The organism is Pedobacter yonginensis, from assembly GCF_003173595.1.
Lineage (GTDB): Bacteria > Bacteroidota > Bacteroidia > Sphingobacteriales > Sphingobacteriaceae > Pedobacter > Pedobacter yonginense.
Genome location: NZ_QGNZ01000002.1, coordinates 567,249 through 584,727, shown reverse-complemented (window position 1 = coordinate 584,727; position 17,479 = coordinate 567,249). Strand labels below are relative to the sequence as shown.

At 37.3% G+C, this 17,479-nt stretch carries 17 protein-coding genes; 11 read left to right on the top strand and 6 right to left on the bottom strand.

The features are described from left to right. Position 1: 1 nt before the first annotated feature. From DHW03_RS09350 to DHW03_RS09335, 4 genes are all read left to right on the top strand, one after another. Positions 2-808 (top strand): S1/P1 nuclease, encoded by an 807-nt coding sequence (locus DHW03_RS09350; RefSeq protein ID WP_109925476.1) that lies wholly within the window; start codon positions 2-4, stop codon positions 806-808. Between the two features lie 87 nt (positions 809-895). Next, the gene (locus DHW03_RS09345) at positions 896-1,330 is read left to right on the top strand and encodes a hypothetical protein (protein ID WP_109925475.1); all 435 of its coding nucleotides are present in this window, start codon (positions 896-898) and stop codon (positions 1,328-1,330) included. A gap of 4 nt (positions 1,331-1,334) precedes the next feature. Then, the gene (locus DHW03_RS09340; protein ID WP_109925474.1) at positions 1,335-1,769 is read left to right on the top strand and encodes a low molecular weight protein-tyrosine-phosphatase; all 435 of its coding nucleotides are present in this window, start codon (positions 1,335-1,337) and stop codon (positions 1,767-1,769) included. Positions 1,770-1,808: 39 nt separating this feature from the next. After that, the gene (locus DHW03_RS09335; RefSeq protein ID WP_109925473.1) at positions 1,809-2,573 is read left to right on the top strand and encodes a ThuA domain-containing protein; all 765 of its coding nucleotides are present in this window, start codon (positions 1,809-1,811) and stop codon (positions 2,571-2,573) included. A gap of 86 nt (positions 2,574-2,659) precedes the next feature. On the opposite strand, the gene DHW03_RS09330 is transcribed toward DHW03_RS09335, so the two are convergent. Next, a complete protein-coding gene (locus DHW03_RS09330; protein WP_109925472.1) occupies positions 2,660-3,349 on the bottom strand; it encodes a hypothetical protein in 690 nt (229 codons plus the stop codon). 226 nt (positions 3,350-3,575) lie between these two features. On the opposite strand from DHW03_RS09330, the gene DHW03_RS09325 reads away from it, so the two are divergent. After that, positions 3,576-4,031 (top strand): PA2169 family four-helix-bundle protein, encoded by a 456-nt coding sequence (locus DHW03_RS09325; RefSeq protein WP_109925471.1) that lies wholly within the window; start codon positions 3,576-3,578, stop codon positions 4,029-4,031. A gap of 190 nt (positions 4,032-4,221) precedes the next feature. On the opposite strand, the gene cphA is transcribed toward DHW03_RS09325, so the two are convergent. After that, on the bottom strand, positions 4,222-6,837 hold the full coding sequence (cphA, locus tag DHW03_RS09320) for a cyanophycin synthetase (RefSeq protein ID WP_109925470.1): 2,616 nt from the start codon (positions 6,835-6,837) through the stop codon (positions 4,222-4,224). Between the two features lie 298 nt (positions 6,838-7,135). On the opposite strand from cphA, the gene DHW03_RS09315 reads away from it, so the two are divergent. From DHW03_RS09315 to DHW03_RS09300, 4 genes are all read left to right on the top strand, one after another. Then, positions 7,136-8,011: a cyanophycinase gene (locus tag DHW03_RS09315; protein ID WP_109925469.1), complete on the top strand. Its 876-nt coding sequence runs from the start codon at positions 7,136-7,138 to the stop codon at positions 8,009-8,011. A gap of 68 nt (positions 8,012-8,079) precedes the next feature. Beyond that, positions 8,080-8,922: an isoaspartyl peptidase/L-asparaginase gene (locus tag DHW03_RS09310; RefSeq protein ID WP_109925468.1), complete on the top strand. Its 843-nt coding sequence runs from the start codon at positions 8,080-8,082 to the stop codon at positions 8,920-8,922. 29 nt (positions 8,923-8,951) lie between these two features. Beyond that, a complete protein-coding gene (locus DHW03_RS09305; protein WP_109925467.1) occupies positions 8,952-9,632 on the top strand; it encodes a tetratricopeptide repeat protein in 681 nt (226 codons plus the stop codon). Positions 9,633-10,013: 381 nt separating this feature from the next. Next, entirely contained in the window at positions 10,014-12,167 is a 2,154-nt protein-coding gene (locus tag DHW03_RS09300) for a carboxy terminal-processing peptidase (protein WP_394340902.1), read from the top strand. Between the two features lie 197 nt (positions 12,168-12,364). Here DHW03_RS09300 and DHW03_RS09295 read toward each other — a convergent pair whose 3' ends face one another. After that, a complete protein-coding gene (locus tag DHW03_RS09295) occupies positions 12,365-13,303 on the bottom strand; it encodes an SPFH domain-containing protein (RefSeq protein ID WP_109925465.1) in 939 nt (312 codons plus the stop codon). 124 nt (positions 13,304-13,427) lie between these two features. Between DHW03_RS09295 and DHW03_RS09290 the strand changes: the two genes are divergently transcribed. Beyond that, a complete protein-coding gene (locus DHW03_RS09290; RefSeq protein ID WP_109925464.1) occupies positions 13,428-13,613 on the top strand; it encodes a hypothetical protein in 186 nt (61 codons plus the stop codon). Between the two features lie 370 nt (positions 13,614-13,983). Here DHW03_RS09290 and DHW03_RS09285 read toward each other — a convergent pair whose 3' ends face one another. From DHW03_RS09285 to DHW03_RS09275, 3 genes are all read right to left on the bottom strand, one after another. Beyond that, positions 13,984-14,166 carry a hypothetical protein gene (locus tag DHW03_RS09285; RefSeq protein WP_109925463.1) on the bottom strand — a complete coding sequence of 61 codons (183 nt, stop codon included), beginning with the start codon at positions 14,164-14,166 and terminating at the stop codon, positions 13,984-13,986. Between the two features lie 7 nt (positions 14,167-14,173). Beyond that, the gene (locus tag DHW03_RS09280; protein ID WP_109925462.1) at positions 14,174-15,271 is read right to left on the bottom strand and encodes a CapA family protein; all 1,098 of its coding nucleotides are present in this window, start codon (positions 15,269-15,271) and stop codon (positions 14,174-14,176) included. Between the two features lie 93 nt (positions 15,272-15,364). After that, positions 15,365-15,922, bottom strand: coding sequence for a C40 family peptidase (locus DHW03_RS09275; RefSeq protein WP_109925461.1), 558 nt, complete (start codon positions 15,920-15,922; stop codon positions 15,365-15,367). A 540-nt stretch (positions 15,923-16,462) separates the two neighbouring features. Here DHW03_RS09275 and pdhA point away from each other — a divergent pair. After that, on the top strand, positions 16,463-17,458 hold the full coding sequence (gene pdhA / locus DHW03_RS09270; protein WP_109925460.1) for a pyruvate dehydrogenase (acetyl-transferring) E1 component subunit alpha: 996 nt from the start codon (positions 16,463-16,465) through the stop codon (positions 17,456-17,458). Positions 17,459-17,479 lie beyond the last annotated feature (21 nt).

The window sequence follows — 17,479 nt, the reverse complement described above, 5'->3', positions numbered from 1 at the left end:
AATGATGTTTACCTCGATTAAAAAGAAATTAGCTTCAGCATTGATTTTTGGAACCTTGGCTTACTTGCCCATTCAGGCAAACGCTTGGGGTATGATTGGTCATCGCGTGGTAGGCGAAATTGCCGATAGCTACCTAAAAGTGAAAACCCGAAAAGCCATCCAATCTATTTTAGGCGCTGAAAGCTTGGCCATGTCTGCAAATTGGGGCGATTTTATCAAATCAGATTCTACATACAATTACATGTACAACTGGCATTTCGTAAATTTGCCCGAAGGGTTGGACCAAGCTGGCCTATACAAGATTTTAGAAACAGAAAAAACGCCTAATCTGTACAACAAAATCCCAGATCTAATTGCGATTTTGAAAAAGTCAAGCAGCACAGCCGATCAAAAAAAGTTAGCTTTAAGAATGCTTGTTCACCTGGCAGGCGATTTATGCCAGCCCATGCACGTTGCCCACAAAGATGATTTAGGAGGAAACCGTGTCTCCGTTTCATGGTTCAACGAAAAATCTAATTTACATAGGGTTTGGGATGAGCAATTGATAGAATATCAGCAATTAAGTTATACAGAATTTGCAAAGGCCATCAATCATCCTTCAGCAATTCAGCTGTACAACTGGCAAAATACAAGCTTAAAAGACTGTATTTTCGAATCCTATAAGGTTTGCAGTAAAATATATGATAACACCAAACCAGATTCCAAATTAAGCTACCGCTATAACTTTGATTGGGTAGAAACCCTCAATCAGCAATTGTTAAAAGGTGGTGTGCGTTTGGCTAAAATGCTCAACGATATTTATGGCTAATTCAATCAGCATCATTTTTAGCGATATTAATCATCTCTTGTAGCCATTTTGAACTTCCACTCGTTTAAATAGAAATCAAAAAAAGCTATGAAAAAATTATTACTTATCGCGGCCATTTGTTTGGCTATTGCCTGTAAAAAGAAAACGGTTGATGCTGATGATGTTACCATGTACAAATGGCCATTAACATCGGCAACCATTACTCCCGCAAAGGTGGTAGATGGAAAAGCAGAAACAAATTTCATGTTAATTTCTGGCCCATCTGCTTGTTTGAACAATAACTTCACCTTGGTTTTTTCAAAAGATGGGTCTTACGCATTCACATCAACTGGCCCCCTTTGCGACATGATTACCTATAAAAATGCCAAGTGGACAAGAAGTGGCAACGAATTTAAATTGGAAGATGGTTTTGGCAATGCAAGCTACCTAAACCTAAACGGAAACACAATGACCAATAATTACACCTTTACTGAAAATAGTGTAACTTATACTGTAAAATACATATACACAGCTAAAAAATAGACGATTGAAAATTTTAATGGTTTGCCTGGGCAACATTTGCCGCTCGCCTTTGGCAGAAGGTATTATGCGGCATCTAAGCCAATCGCACAAACTAGATTGGGAAATAGCCTCTGCAGGAACCGGCAATTGGCACATCGGTAAAGAACCCGATCGGAGAAGCATTTTAGCGGCCAAACAAAGTGGGTACGACATCTCCAGTCAAAGAGCGCAACAGTTTAATTACAATATGTTCAAGGCGTATGATTTGATTTTGGTAATGGATCGAAACAACTTGAGCGATGTTCAGCGCTTGGCAAAAACGGCAGAGGAGCGAGAGAAAGTCAAATTATTTTTAGATAACGATGAAGTTACAGACCCTTATTGGGACGATTCCCTCTTTGAGTCTGTTTGTAAACAAGTAGAAGAAAGATGTAAAGAAATTATCAAACAACTTTCTTAAATTCACAATCGTAAAGCGTCACCCTAACCAAACCCAGCGATGAAAAAATTACTTTCAATCTGCTTTCTAATTGCATCAGTGATGCTCTTGCAAAGCCATATTCCAATAAAGAAAACACCAAAGGTTTTAGTGTTTTCTAAAACAAAAGGTTACAGACATGGATCTATCGAGCTGGGTAAAACAACCATTCAGAAATTAGGTTTAGAACACAACTTTGCTGTTGATACCACAGAAGACGCCTCGAAGTTTACAGATGAAAATCTTAAAAATTATTCAGCAGTAATTTTTTTAAGCACAACTGGCGATGTCTTGAATCAACAACAGCAGATTGCTTTTGAAAGATATATCCAAGCAGGAGGGGGCTATGTAGGTGTTCATGCGGCTACCGATACTGAATACGATTGGCCTTGGTACGGAAAACTTGCGGGAGCATACTTTAGCAGCCACCCAGCCGTACAAGAAGCAAGATTTGTGGTAAAAGACAAAAAACATCCATCAACTAAGTTCTTAACAGATTCAGTTTGGATGCATAAGGATGAGCTGTACAATTTCAAGCAAATCAATCCAGATCTTAAGGTATTAGTTACCATTGATGAAAAATCATATAAAGGCGGTACAAACGGGAATTACCATCCCTTTAGCTGGTACCATGATTTTGATGGAGGTAGAGCTTTCTATACATCGATGGGTCACACCGATGAAACTTGGAGAGACGACAAATTTTTGAAGCACCTTCTTGGAGGTCTTGAGTATGCCATTGGCAAACAAAAATTAGATTATTCTAAATCGCATTCTAAAATGTAAATTCTACTTAAAAAAAACTGATGAAGCTTCATGATTAGGCTGTTGTTTGCGGTTTACAATGCCGTAAATAATAGCCTAATTTGTTTTTAAGGTAATGTCTTTTTAAGATTTGATTTCTTTGCGTTAACCAGATAGATATAATACAGCATACAGAAAGACGCTACCGCACCAAAGCTATGCCACAAAAAGTGCGTACCCACAGTTAAAACCTCCCATTTGTCTGCAATGCGAAAAGTTAAGGCGAAAATAAACGAAATTAGAGCAAAACCAACCCATTTGCCATTGAGCCATTCAGTTTTAAGCAAATAGCCAAAAACAGGAAACAAAACCAATGCAGCCATAAATGCATAGTTAATATTGATAAATATCTGAAAATCGCCACCAACAAATTGTCTCCTTAAAAAAATCTGGAATAAAGCATAAACCACCACAATCAAAACCGCGTAGTACCATTTCGTTAATTTTGCAAGAAAATACACGCCGGCTGACAAACAGAGCAGCATAATGGGCAACCAATCCATAACAATGAAAATTGGCCACCGTCTAAACCCGTGGTAGGTGGTACCTCCAATACCCCCAATATATAGTAGCACTAAAGCGATAGATAAAAAAGTATGTTGTTTAAAATCTCCCCAAAGCTTAAATGTCCAGTAAACGGCAATACCTAAAAAAAAACAACTCGTAAGTGTGTTTAATGGCTCAGGAAAAAGCTGGCTAAGATTAGTTTCAGTGTACATGGTGCCACCATCAGGAGGATTTTGGATAAAGGCGCTCATAATCTTTTAGTAAGATGTAAAATTTGAATGAGTGCAATCTGCATTTATTTGAGCGAAATTTTGCAGTTTGAAGGGGATATTATAAGTAAAAAAATTGCGACTGTTTGTTAATAATATGGTAATCCCGGCATTTCGGTTATAGCTTTTACGAATACCCTTTTTAGTTTTATGACAAACCTTTTATGCTTCGTCCTGTTCCTTTTATACATCAAAATCTATAAAAAACATGAAAACGACAACAGCAACAGCAGAGGTTTTAAACGACCTTATTCAAATTAATAACGACCGTATAGAAGGTTATGAAAAAGCCCGCAAAGAACTAAAAGATGGCGATGCCGATTTGAAATCTCTATTCTTAAATATGATTGAAGAAAGCCAGAAATACAAAATGGCTTTGGCTACCGAAGTTGCAGCATCTGGTTCAGATATTGATACTGGCACCACTACATCTGGTAAAATTTACAGAGGATGGATGGATGTAAAAGCATTGTTCACAGGTCACGATCGCCAAACAGTTTTAAACAATTGTGAGTTTGGTGAAGACGCTGCTCAAAATGCTTATAAACTGGCTCTCGAAGAAGAAGACTTACCCTCAAACATCAGAGATTTAATTTCTGATCAAAAATCATCGTTAAGACGATCGCACGATGAAATCAAAAGATTACGCGATTCTCAAGCATAATTGAGCTAAAAGTTAACAAAAAAGCACCTCCATTGGAAGTGCTTTTTTTTTTAAGTTAATTTTTGCTCACAAATTTCTAACGTCGGTTTTTTTGGCCTTCGTTTCTTAAGTGCTTCAAAATTAAATTCAGGCGATACAGCTCATTTCGATTACTGATATAACCTTCTTTTGTTTAAATTAAAATATTAGCCTAAGCCTCCAGTTCTCTATCCAAGTGTTCAGTAACTCTTTGGATGGTGTTGTCAATGGTATTGCTTAAAATTGTGATGTACGAACCTTTAATTGCGGTATTTATGGCCTCCTCCAAACAGGCTGTGCTCTTATTGTTAATGATAATTTCCTTGTTTGGATCAGCCTGATGGATGCCTTTAATCAGTAAATCAATTAGCTCTTGTTGCGCTCGTCCACGCAAATACTTTTCTTGGCAAATGTAAATTTTATCGAACATCTGGCCTGCAATGCGGGCCGTTTCGATAATGTCCTCGTCACGCCTATCGCCCGTTCCAGATATTATTCCTACATGTTGCGTAGCCTCAACACTCTGTAAATAGGCTTTTACTCCATTAAAGCCATCTGGATTATGTGCAAAATCTACCAAAATTTTAAAATCTTTAAACCTAAACACATTCATTCTACCTGGAGTATGTGCAGCAGAAGGAATAAAAGTTTCTAATGATAAACGAATATCCTCCGGTTTATAACCCCACAAATAAGTTGCAAGGGTTGCCGCTAACACATTCTGAATCATGAAGTTTACTGCTCCACCAAATGTTAAAGGAATGTGAGTGGCTTTGTCAACCCTCAATTTCCAGTCGCCAGTTTTAATGGTGATAAAGCCATTCTCGTAAATCGCAGCTATACCACCTTTTTTACAATGGTCTTTAATAACTGGATTATTCTCATCCATACTGAAATACGCCACGTTACAGCGGGCATTTCTGGCTATCTTCACACAGTAGCCATTATCTGCATTTAAAACGGCCCATCCTTTACGGCGTACGGCTCCAATAACAACCTCTTTAACTCGGGTTAAATCATCAAGATTGTGGATATCTGCAATGCCCAAATGGTCTTCCTGAATATTTGTTATCACACCAATATCGCAAGCATTAAAACCCAATCCCGAACGCAAGATCCCCCCTCTGGCGGTCTCTAAAACGGCAAATTCAACTGTTGGATCTTTTAAAATAAATTCTGCACTTACTGGCCCAGTAGTATCGCCCTGCATGAGCATGGTATTGTGCACATATATACCATCACTGGTGGTGAAACCCACACGTTTACCATTGCTTCTGATAATGTGAGCAATTAAACGGGTAGTAGTTGTTTTTCCATTGGTTCCAGTAACCGCAATAATTGGAATTTGCGATAATTTTCCCGGCGGGTAAAGCATATCAATTACAGAAGCCGCAACATTTCTTGGCAAGCCTTCACTTGGAGCCAAGTGCATCCTAAACCCTGGAGCAGCATTCACTTCCAATACCACGCCACCGTTTTCAGTTAAAGGTTGGGTTAAATTTTGCGCCATAATATCTATCCCGCAAATGTCCAAACCAATTACGCGAGAGATTCGCTCACAAATGAAAATATTTTGTGGGTGAACAATATCCGTAACATCAATAGACGTTCCACCAGTGCTTAAATTGGCAGTCGATTTCAAATACACAACTTCACCTTTTTCTGGAATGGTTTCTAAAGTGTATTCTTTCTTCGCCAATAAATCCAAAGTATCCCGATCAACAGCAATTTCGGTTAACACATTTTCGTGGCCATAACCACGACGTGGATCTTCATTTTCCTTATCAATCAATTCTTGAATGGTATGAATACCATTACCCTTAACATGAGCCGGATCGCGTTGTGCAGCAGCAACCACTTTATGGTCAATCACTAAAACACGAAAATCGTATCCAGTAATGAATTTTTCGATGATAACCCGGCGAGAATAGGTTTTGGCATACTCAAAAGCTTCTTTGGCAGCCTCTAAAGTTTTAACGTTGATGGTAGCCCCTTTTCCATGATTCCCATCTAAAGGCTTAAATACCAATGGAAAGCCAACCTTTTTAACCGATGCTTCCAAATCATCTGGGTTTGAAATGGTCACTCCAGAAGCAACAGGTATTGCCGCTTCAGTTAATAATCTTTTTGTTTCTTCTTTATTACTGGCAATATCAACTGCAATGCTGCTGGTTTGCTCGGTCATGGTGGCCCTAAAACGCACTTGATTTTTGCCATAGCCCAACTGCACCAAAGAACTCTTGTTTAATCTAATCCAAGGAATACTCCTGCTCACAGCTTCTTCAACAATAGAACCTGTACTTGGACCTAGCGCTTCTAACTCGCGGATTTCTTTCATCCGCCTGATGTCGTGCTCTAAATCATATTCTACATTGTCAATTAAAGCCTGGGCAATATTTACAGCAGCCTCAGCAGCATAAACACCAACTTTTTCTTCGAGGTAACTAAATACTACATTATAAATGCCTTCAGTTTTGGTTTGTCTCGTACGGCCAAAGCCAGTTTCCATTCCGGCAATGGTTTGAATTTCTAAAGCAATATGTTCAATAACGTGGCCCATCCAGGTGCCTTCTTTCACTCTGGCAAAAAAACCACCTTCCACACCTTTAGAACAGCGATGACTGAACATGCTTGGAATTAATTTTTCCAATCGTTCTCCAAAACCCTCAATTACATTGGTAGGTCTTTGTTCCAATTCCTCCAAATCTAATCGCATTTGGATGAGTTTTTTACGGCTTATCGACCATATATTTGGCCCTCTTAATACTTGTAAGTTTGATATCTTCATGTTAAAAAATCTGTCTGTTTTTACTTATCAACAAGCAATTTCGCGCCCATTAAACTCGATTGTATTGTATATAAATTGGTGATTGTAAATTATACATTTATTTTGAAAAACGGCAGCCCAAATACCTAAATGTATTTTTAACAAGATTTGTTTTATTTTTTGGATAAAGAAGGTCGATTTTATCCCAAATTATTTCAACGTTTGTTAATAAAATGAATAATATTGACAAAAAAAGTCGTGTTTTTTATCATAAGCTGATATATTTGAGTTTTTTGATACAATAATATAAACACAACGAATGGTTCCGAAGGGTAAACTCATCATTATTGGTGGCGCAATAAACACAGGTAGCTTTGCAGAAACGCAGTTTGGCTTGCCAGAGAATATGAACTTTTTTGAACGCGGCATCCTAAAGCGGATTACCACAGAATCGACAAAAGACATAGAATCTCGTTTTGAAATCATTACCACAGCTTCGTTAATGCCCGAAAAGGTTGGTGAAGAATACATCAAAGCTTATGCCCAATTAGATGTTCATAATGTGGGTGTTTTAAACATCACGAATCGTGAAGAAGCAAATTCTTTAGAAAACTGCGAGCGAATTAAAGCAGCAGATGTTATTGTATTTACAGGTGGCGATCAACTTCGCTTATCATCCATTTTTGGTGGCACTAAAATCCATCAAATTCTATTAGAAAAATACAAAAATGAACCCGTTGTGATTGCAGGTACATCTGCCGGTGCTGCTGCAAGTTCTAAAAACATGATTTACCAAGGAAGCAGTAAAGATGCTCTGCTTAAAGGCGAAGTTAAAATTACGGGCGGACTGGGCTTTATTGATGATGTGATTGTAGATACGCACTTTGTACAGCGCGGTAGAATTGGCCGCTTATTGTATGCCGCCGCAAGTAACCCAGGTATTTTAGGAATTGGATTGGGTGAAGATACAGGTCTTTTCATTTCCGATGGACACATTATGGAAGCCATTGGCTCTGGTATGGTGATCTTGGTAGATGGTAGAAACATGGCCGATACTAATTTAACCGATGTGGAAATGGGACAACCGGTTTCCATTAAAAACATGGTTGTACACGTAATGTGCGATGGCGATGTGTACGATTTAACTGATCACAGTTTGGTGATCCATCATCCCAAAGTTATTCCGGTAGGCTAATTTTTTTAAGATTGAGGGCCTCAGAGGCCAAATTTGATATCTAGCGCTCGCTATTTCAACCGAACAAAATGAAATTAATCATACATGGTGGCTTTTTCAGTGAGTCATCAACAAACCAAGAAACAAAAAAAGCGAAGCAAAATGCTTTATCAGAAATTGTTAGCCTTGGCCACGAATATTTAAAAACACACACCGCCTTAGAAACTGTAGTTTATACGGTAGCGCTTTTGGAAGATAATGAGCTATTCAATGCAGGCATCGGTTCTCAAATCCAGAGCGATGGAAAGGTAAGGTTAAGCGCATCACTTATGGATGGTAAAACTGAAAAATTTAGTGGAGTAATTAACGTAGAGAATGTCAAAAACCCGATACAAATTGCCCAAACTTTAATCACTTACGATGATCGTGTGTTAAGTGGAGAAGGTGCGCAGAATTTTGCCCGTGCAAATGGATTCGATTATTTTGATCCGATAACCACCCAACGCCAAACGGAGTACGAAGCAAAGCTGAACCAAAAAAACAATAAGGGAACAGTTGGCTGCGTGGCATTGGATTCAGATGGAAATTTAGCCGCCGCAACCTCAACAGGAGGCAAAGGATTTGAAATTCCTTGTAGAGTAAGCGATTCTGCTACAGTAGCAGGAAATTATGCAAATCCATTTGCTGGCATATCTTGCACCGGGGTGGGCGAAGACATCACCAGCACAGCCTTAGCCGCAAAAATAGTTACCCGCGTTACAGATGGCTTTTCTCTAAAAGATGCCTGCGACAAGTCTTTCACCGAGCTTAAACCCTATGACGGATTTGCAGGTGTTATAGGCATCTCTGCAAAAGGCGAAATTTATCACTGTGATTCACATCCATATATGGTTTGGGCTTCATTTGATGTTAATTTACAGGTATTTAGCTAATATTGTAATTAAAGTATTATTTTTGTTGCATGACCAAAATAGTTTTGGCTTTTATTAGCCTTTTTGCCTCATTACAACTTTACGCTCAAAACATCGATCGCCCTGAAAATCAAGAACCTAATGGTGGCAATGCCATTAATATAGCCGTTTCTAAATTTAATGAGGCCGATGGAAATTCGTTTTTCGATGAAGCCGAAAATCTGGAACGAAAAGGCGACTTCAATGAAGCGTTAACCTTGTTCGGCAAGGCGGCTTTCGAATATAGTGCGGTAAAAAACTTCAATAGGTATGGTCAAGCCATCATAAAAATGAGCAATATGCACTATCAGTTAGGCCGATTTACAGATGCCGAACAAATTTTGCTAAATGTTGCCCTCAAAAACTATTCGAAAATGGGTAGTAAAAATGGCTTAATGAATACCTATAATTTACTGGGTAAAGTGTATTTGGCCAGTAGTAAATATACCCAATCCATGTGGTTTTACACCCAGCAAGGTATTCTAGCCAAACAACTGAAAAGCAATAATTCGTACATAGAATCTATTTTGGGCATTGCACAAGTCAAAATCAGAAAGAAAGATTTCACCTTGGCTTTAAGAGATTTGAAAAGCGCAGAATGGCTGGCAAATTCTATCAAAACCACGCAGTATAAAACTCAGATTAAAGACGCCAGAGAACTTATTGCCATCAAGATTTCTCCAAAAAAATAGCTGCTAGTATCTTCTAAGTAAGGGGCCAAAATAGCCAATGCAAAAACAGCCAGGTAATTATTTTTTGCTGTAGAAGTACATAGGTGCAAATTAAGTATCCACCCTAGGCAATAAAAAGTAAAGGTACTGTGGAAAGGATTTCCCAATTGGATGCATCTACAACTTATAGGATTTGGTCTTATCGGCATTTAGCTCAGTGTTTTAAAACAAAAACTATTGGCTAACGTTAAATCAAAGAATTGCTTAATAAAAAGCTTTTAGGTAGATTTGATACGTTTTGACAAGAGACGGTAATATTGCTGTCTCTTTTTTGTTTTTTCGTTAAAATGGTATCATATTGGCTATATAGAATTAGAAATGGATTTTAAATTATTTAAAGAGATGTTAAAAAGAATATTTTTTGTAATTTTTACTGCTGCAGTACTCGCTTGTCATGCCGCACCAAAGCCTCAACCAATTGTTGAAGGGGTTACAAACGTGAAACCAGATGAGCAACAACAACTTGTTATTAAAGAGGTGGTGAACTTAATTGAGAGCTACAACTACAAAAAAATTCAGGTTAACGATTCTATTTCTTCTCTAATTCTAGATAAATACATCAAAGCTTTAGATCAAGGTAGGAATTATTTTCTGGCTTCAGACATCAAAGAATTCGAGAAATATAGATTTACTCTTGATGATGATTTTAAAAATGGCGATTTAAGCGCACCTTTCTACATCTACAACGTTTACGCAAAGCGATTGAATGAATATTTTACCTATTCTTTGGCTTCCATTAAAACCAAATTCGATTTCAATCAAAACGATACATACGTTTATGACAGAGAAAAAATGCCTTGGGCAACTTCGGCAGCTACTTTAAATGATACCTGGAAAAAACGTGTTAAATACGAATTGGTAAACTTAAACTTAACAGGAACTGCAGAAGCTAAAAATGTAGAAACCCTAACAAAACGCTACCAGAATTTACAATCGCAAACCTCTAAAACAAACAATCAAGATGTTTTTCAAATTTTGATGGATGCTTTTACCGAATCGATTGATCCACATACCAATTACTTCAATCCATCTAACGCAGTTGCCTTTAACGAAGACATGTCTCGTTCATTCGAAGGCATTGGCGCTCGTTTACAGCTTGAAAATGAAGTGGTAAAAATTTCAGAAATTATAGCCGGTGGACCTGCCTTCAAAGGAAAACAATTAAGTGCTGGCGATAGAATCATTGCTGTGGCACAAGGGGATGGCGAATTTGTTGATGTTGTTGGATGGAGATTAGACAATACCGTATCGAAAATTAAAGGCCCTGCTGGCACAAAAGTTCGTTTAAAAGTAATTCCAGTGGGTAAAGAAATGTCATCTAAAGCGGTAATCATCGAAATGGTTCGCGAGAAAATTATTCTTCAAGATCAGTCCGCTAAGAAAAAGGTTAAAACCATCAACACCAATGGTAAAGCATATAAAATTGGCGTGATTTCATTACCAGCATTTTACGCTGATTTTAAAGCGGCAAATGCAGGCGATAAAAATTATAAAAGTACAACCCGTGATGTTAGATTATTAATCGATACATTAAAAAATAAAGATAAAGTTGATGCCATTGTAATGGATCTACGTGGAAACGGTGGAGGATCTTTAGTTGAAGCCATTTCGCTAACTGGCCTATTTATTGATAAGGGGCCAGTTGTACAGGTTAAAGATTTACGTGGTAAAATTGAAGTTGACGAAGATCAAAATACAGGAGTTAGTTGGGATGGCCCATTTGGCGTAATTGTAGATCGTTTAAGCGCTTCAGCATCCGAAATATTTGCCGGTGCAATTCAGGATTACGGACGTGGAATTATCATGGGAAGCCAAACTTATGGCAAAGGCACTGTTCAATCATCAATTGATTTGAATAAATTGGTTAATCCATCAATGCTACAACGCGTTGCAAGTTTAGTCACCAAAAACAAAACCACTGGTACATCTCCTGCAAGTGCTAACCCTGCCGATATTAACCTAGGCCAAATTAATTTAACAATGGCTAAGTTTTATCGCGTGGCTGGTAGCAGTACACAACATAAAGGCGTAACGCCAGATGTGGTTTTCCCATCCGTGTACCCAATGGATAAAATTGGCGAAGATACAGAACCCTCTGCCTTACCTTGGGATGTTATTGCAAGTTCTACTTTTAAACCTGTTGCTAATTTAACGGCCGTAAAAGCAGGCTTAATTAAAAATAGTGAACAACGTGTAAATAGTTCATTGGATTTTAAATACTTGAAACAAGATATTGCCGATCTTAAAAAACGCGACGCTGAAGTTTCAGTACCTTTAAATGAGGCAAAATTAAAAGCAGAACGTGATGCTCAGGAAGCGAAAACTTTAGCCAGACAAAATGATTTAAGAGCGCTAAGAGGGTTGCCAGCAGTTAAAAAAGGTGATAAAGTTACAAAACAAGATACCTTCGATTTTATCGAAGATGAATCGCTAAAAGTAATGGGCGATTTCATGCAACAATCTGGAAGTTACGTGATGAACTTAGGTTCTTTTTAAAAAGGATAAATAAGAAGAAAGCCCTTAGAATTTAATTTCTAAGGGCTTTTTTTAGTTAAAGATAGTATGTTCAGGATAACAAAAATATTGTTTAAAAAATGAGTTAAGGCCTTGAAATAAGCATTTTAATTGGTATTGTTTTGCTCTGGTCTTTCTACCTTAGGGTTTAACCGCACTCATATTTAATTAGTACCGAACTATATTTTTGTTTTTGGCTCTTTCGGCTTATTTAGTTGCATAGCCATCATTTCTTTTAAGGTTTTATTCATGCCTTCACTACTACCATCCAAGAAAATAACGTTGCCATCGCCATTTTCAGCAAAATGCTTGATGGATTCGGTCCACATCGTAAATAAAATTACAGAAATATCCAGGTTAGCTTCTTCCATTTCCTGTGCAGCTTTTGTCATACCATGGGCAACCTCAGCGCGGAACAGCGCAATACCCTGACCACGTAACTGGGCCGCTTCACGTTCTGCCGTAGCTGCAATTTTGATTGCGTTACCGTCCGCTTCGGCAGCTTTGGTTTTTGTAATAAGCAAAGCTTGTCCTTCGTTTTCGGCTGCTGCTTTTAAGTTGTTTGAGGCCACTACGCGACTCATAGAACGCATAATTTCTTCATCGAAAGTAATATCGTTTAATTGAAGATCCTGAAGGTGATAGCCCCAGCCATCTAAAACCTGATCAATCTGTTCCTTAACATGAAGAACAATTTCATTTCGCTGAGCCAATACATTTGCTTGCTTCTGGGTAGCAACATAAGCACGAATCGAACCTTCAATGGTACGGATTAAGGCTTGCATTAAATTCGTAGCATCCACGAACTTGAAGGCTACGTTTTTGATGGTTTCCTCATCTTGGTTAACAACCGAATACAAAAGCATGGCCTTAAAGTAAACATTTGCCTGATCTTGAGTTACCGCCTGAAATGAAAGTTCTACAGATCTATTTTGAATAGAAATACGAGAATAAATTTGCTCAATCAGTGGAATCTTGAAATTTAAGCCTGGTTTTAGTTGTCTTCGATATTTTCCAAATACCGTTACAACAGCAATTGTACCCTGCTTTACCGTTACAAAAGAACTTAAAAGGATGATAATTGCGAGGAAGATTAGAATGTAGATGGTGTATTGCATAATTCATTTTTTTTATGAAGTTATAAAAAAATACATGCAAATGGTCTTTACTCCGCCATCAACTTAAACTAATCTCAAAACAAATTCATCAAAAATTTGTCTTAACGTAATAAAATCTATCAAAATGAATGTAAAACGCACTTTTGGAACAATATTAACCGTACTTGGAATTGTTGGATTAATCTACGCGGGCTGGGGCTTTGTAAACCATAGCCAAAATACCAGAGGCTTAATGGTTTATGGAATTATTGGATTAATATTCTTCGTTTCTGGAATCGGTCTGGTAAAAAACACCAAAGACGAGGTTTAAAACCTTTCAAGTATCCACTCGTGTTTATAAAACGAATGCCAAGAATTATCTAATCAAAGGGAGTTCTGGTTACAAAATTTCTTTTAAAAACTGAGAAGACGCATCAGAAATCCTTCTTCTCGACTGGAGCGCAGCGAAATGGAGAGATCTTTGAAATTAGGAATGAAATCAACTAGGTTATCTAAGAGATATCTTATTGACAATAGATATGCGGATTTTATTCCAACCAAGTTCAATGATTTCTTCATTACGATATAAAATGTCGATGAATTTTAACAATTTTAAAATCAGTCCGTGTTGCTGAATTTATTTCAGCATACAGATGGAAATTAATTGTTTTTAGTCTTTCTCACTTACCCGTAAGCCTTCATCAGCTTTTATTTTTGTTTTTGATGATGAGGTATTGACTGAATGCTACTAAAGAACCTGCTAAAATTATAATGCCCGCAGATATTAAATTTTTAGGATTCTGATTGATGTAATAGGCAGCAGCCAACACTAAAATGGCGGCACAAATGCCAATTATATAATGTATTAGGGTTCCTTTTTTCATGTTGGGATTATTCTACTAAAGAAATTCTGTTGTTCTCGAACTTTAATTGATGCCCTGCAAAGTCGGTATCGGTTAAAGTTTTGATTTGTTTAAAGGCGGTGAAATTGTCATCCAACGTTAAACGGTTTATTTTATCTTGTTTAATGGAAACAACGTCGGCAAACAAGAAATCGCCTTTGGCATTAAGCTTTAAGTGTAGGAGTGGCGCAAATCCGTTTGATCCTTTCAAGCTGAACATGCCGTAGGTGCAAAAATTACCTAAACTGTAAGCGATAAATTTGTGCTTGTAAACTTCTACTGCTCGGGTTACATGAGGACCATGACCAAGAACTACATCGGCACCTGCATCAATAACAGCGTGAGAAAATGCGTAAACATTCCCTCGATTTTCATTGTAAAATAATTCAGTTTTGCGCGTTACATGCTCAAAACGAGCACCTTCGCCACCACCATGGAATGAAACAATAACAATATCTGCCATCGTTTTTAATTTCGCAACTAAAGCTTTCGCTCCTTTTATGTCCTTTATCGAAACGGTGTTTTCGTTCGGAGCAAATGCACAGAAAGCATATCTTACACTATCTTTTTCAAAAATTTCAAAAGGCTTATTAAGCTGGCCAGCATAATGGATTTGAAGGGAATCTAACATTCGGGCAGTATTTTTCCGTCCTTTAGCATCAAAATCGCCAACATGATTATTGGCTATGCTCAAAACATTAAAACCGGCCTTTTTATAAATTGCAGCATATCGATCAGGCATTCTGAAAGCATAACAATTGTTTGGGTTAATGCCGTCACATTTGTTTGAATTGCCGGAGTTCAAAAAGCATCCCTCTAGGTTCCCAAAAACAATGTCGCCCTTTAGCAAACCATCTACGGCTTTAAAACTGTCTTCACCATCGTCTGGTGGAAGGTTTGTTTCGGATGGAAAAGCCGAGCCCAACATCATATCGCCCACGGCAACAATAGAAATGGTATCCTTAATTTTTCGTACTAACGTATCTGTATTTGCTTTTTGAACAACCACTTTAGCGCTGTTGCTTGTACAACTAATGAAAATAATTAGGGTGAAGGATGAAATGATTAGACTATTGATAAACTTCATTTTAAACTTAGCATATATAAAAAAATCCTCCAAAATTGCTTTAGGAGGATTGTATTTTGATGGAGGTTAACACAATTGGTTAACTCCAAATTACTATTCTACTGTAAATTCTTTTTTGAACGATTCTAAAACGCGGCCGCCTTTGTAAAAATAGCGGCTATAATAGGGTTCGTTTAAATTACTGATTACTACACCACGAGAACTAGATGCGTGAGCAAATCTGTTGTCGCCTAAGTAAATACCAACATGTGAAATACTTCTACTTTTTATTTTGAAGAAAACCAAATCGCCTTCTTTTAAATCCTCTTTGGATAATGGGTCAACCATACTGAAGATATCGCGAGAATTGCGTCTTATTGTTGTGTTGAAAACTTTGTCGTAGATCGCTTTTGTAAAAGCAGAGCAATCAATCCCTTTTTTGCTGTTTCCTCCGAAACTGTAGGGCGTTCCAATCCATTCATAAACAAACTTATATAATTTTAAGTTCGAAGTCGCATCTACAGCTACACCCATCACTTGTGAGAAATATTGGGAAGCTAAGTTGTCGGGATCATTAAGGTCTTTACCAGATTCTTTTGTTTTTGTTTGCGAAAATGCAACTGAGAGCGTGCAAATTACGATTAGGGATGAAAACAAAAATTTTTTAATCATGTTATACAGTTATGTTTGGGTATTCACTTACACATTAACGTAAACCACATGGGCTTATTGTCGGATTTCAAAAGTATTAATAATACAAATGTTATCCAAATGTTTTGGGCTATAAAGTTAAAGTTATTAACATTTTTTGTGTATATAACCCTTATATTCATTTAAATAGTCATAAAACTGTTTATAACTTAACTCATTGGTCTGTTTTTGAATCGTTATTCTAATTAAAAACTAATCCGCTATTAATTTTACTCGCATTGCTTTTTGCCAAATTATAATTCATCGTAATTGATAAATCAATAATATACTTCTTGGATAACTTAGTTATGCATTTTATTGGTTCAAAAAACACAATAGGAGCGTTTCAAATACATTTTTTTATCCAAAACATTCTAATTAGATTTAAAGTCTATTACAAAAGCAAGTTTGATAAATTATTTTTCATTTTGATGTCTTTATCGTGTTCATTTTACACTAAATAGTTCATTTTATTACAATAAAAAATTAGATTTGCTGTCGCAAAAAAACAAATACCCTAAAATGAGTGCAGTAGAAATAAATAAAGATACCTGGTTAAAGTGGTTCGAGTCGATGTTGCTTATGCGTAAATTCGAGGAGAAAACGGGTCAGTTATACGGACAACAAAAAATTCGTGGCTTTTGTCATTTATACATTGGACAAGAGGCTGTAGTTGCAGGTGCTATATCTGCAATGCAAAAAGGAGATTCAATGATTACTACTTACCGTGATCATGCGCATGCTTTAGCATTGGGCGTAAGTGCAGATAGCATTATGGCTGAAATGTATGGTAAAGCTACTGGCTGTTCTAAAGGTAAAGGTGGTTCAATGCACATGTTTAGCAAAGAACATAATTTCTACGGCGGTCATGCAATTGTTGGTGGTCAAATCCCTTTAGGTGCTGGAGTTGCTTTTGCAGAAAAATACAAAGGAACAGATAATGTTAACATTTGTTACATGGGCGATGGCGCTGTGCGTCAAGGTGCATTAAACGAAACATTTAACATGGCTATGCTTTGGAAATTACCAGTTGTTTTTGTTTGCGAAAATAATGGTTATGCCATGGGTACTTCGGTACAACGTACCACAAACATGACTGATATTTATAAAATTGGTTTAGGTTTCGATATGCCATGTGCGCCAGTTGATGGTATGGACCCAGTTGCGGTACATAATGCCATGGATGAGGCCATTCAACGTGCACGTAAAGGTGAAGGACCAACTTTCTTGGAAATGAGAACGTACCGTTACCGCGGTCACTCGATGTCAGATCCAGCAAAATATCGTACAAAAGAAGAATTAGAAGATTATAAAGCAAAAGATCCAGTAGAACTTGCAAGAGAAACTATTCTTAAAGAAAAGTATGCAGATCAGGCTTGGATTGAAGAAGTTGAAGCTAAAGTAAAAGCAACAGTAGATCAAGCTGTGAAATTTGCTGAAGAATCGCCTTGGCCAGATGCTTCTGAATTATACAAAGATGTATATATGCAGACGGACTATCCTTACGTAATGGACTAATAATTTTAAGATTTTCAATTA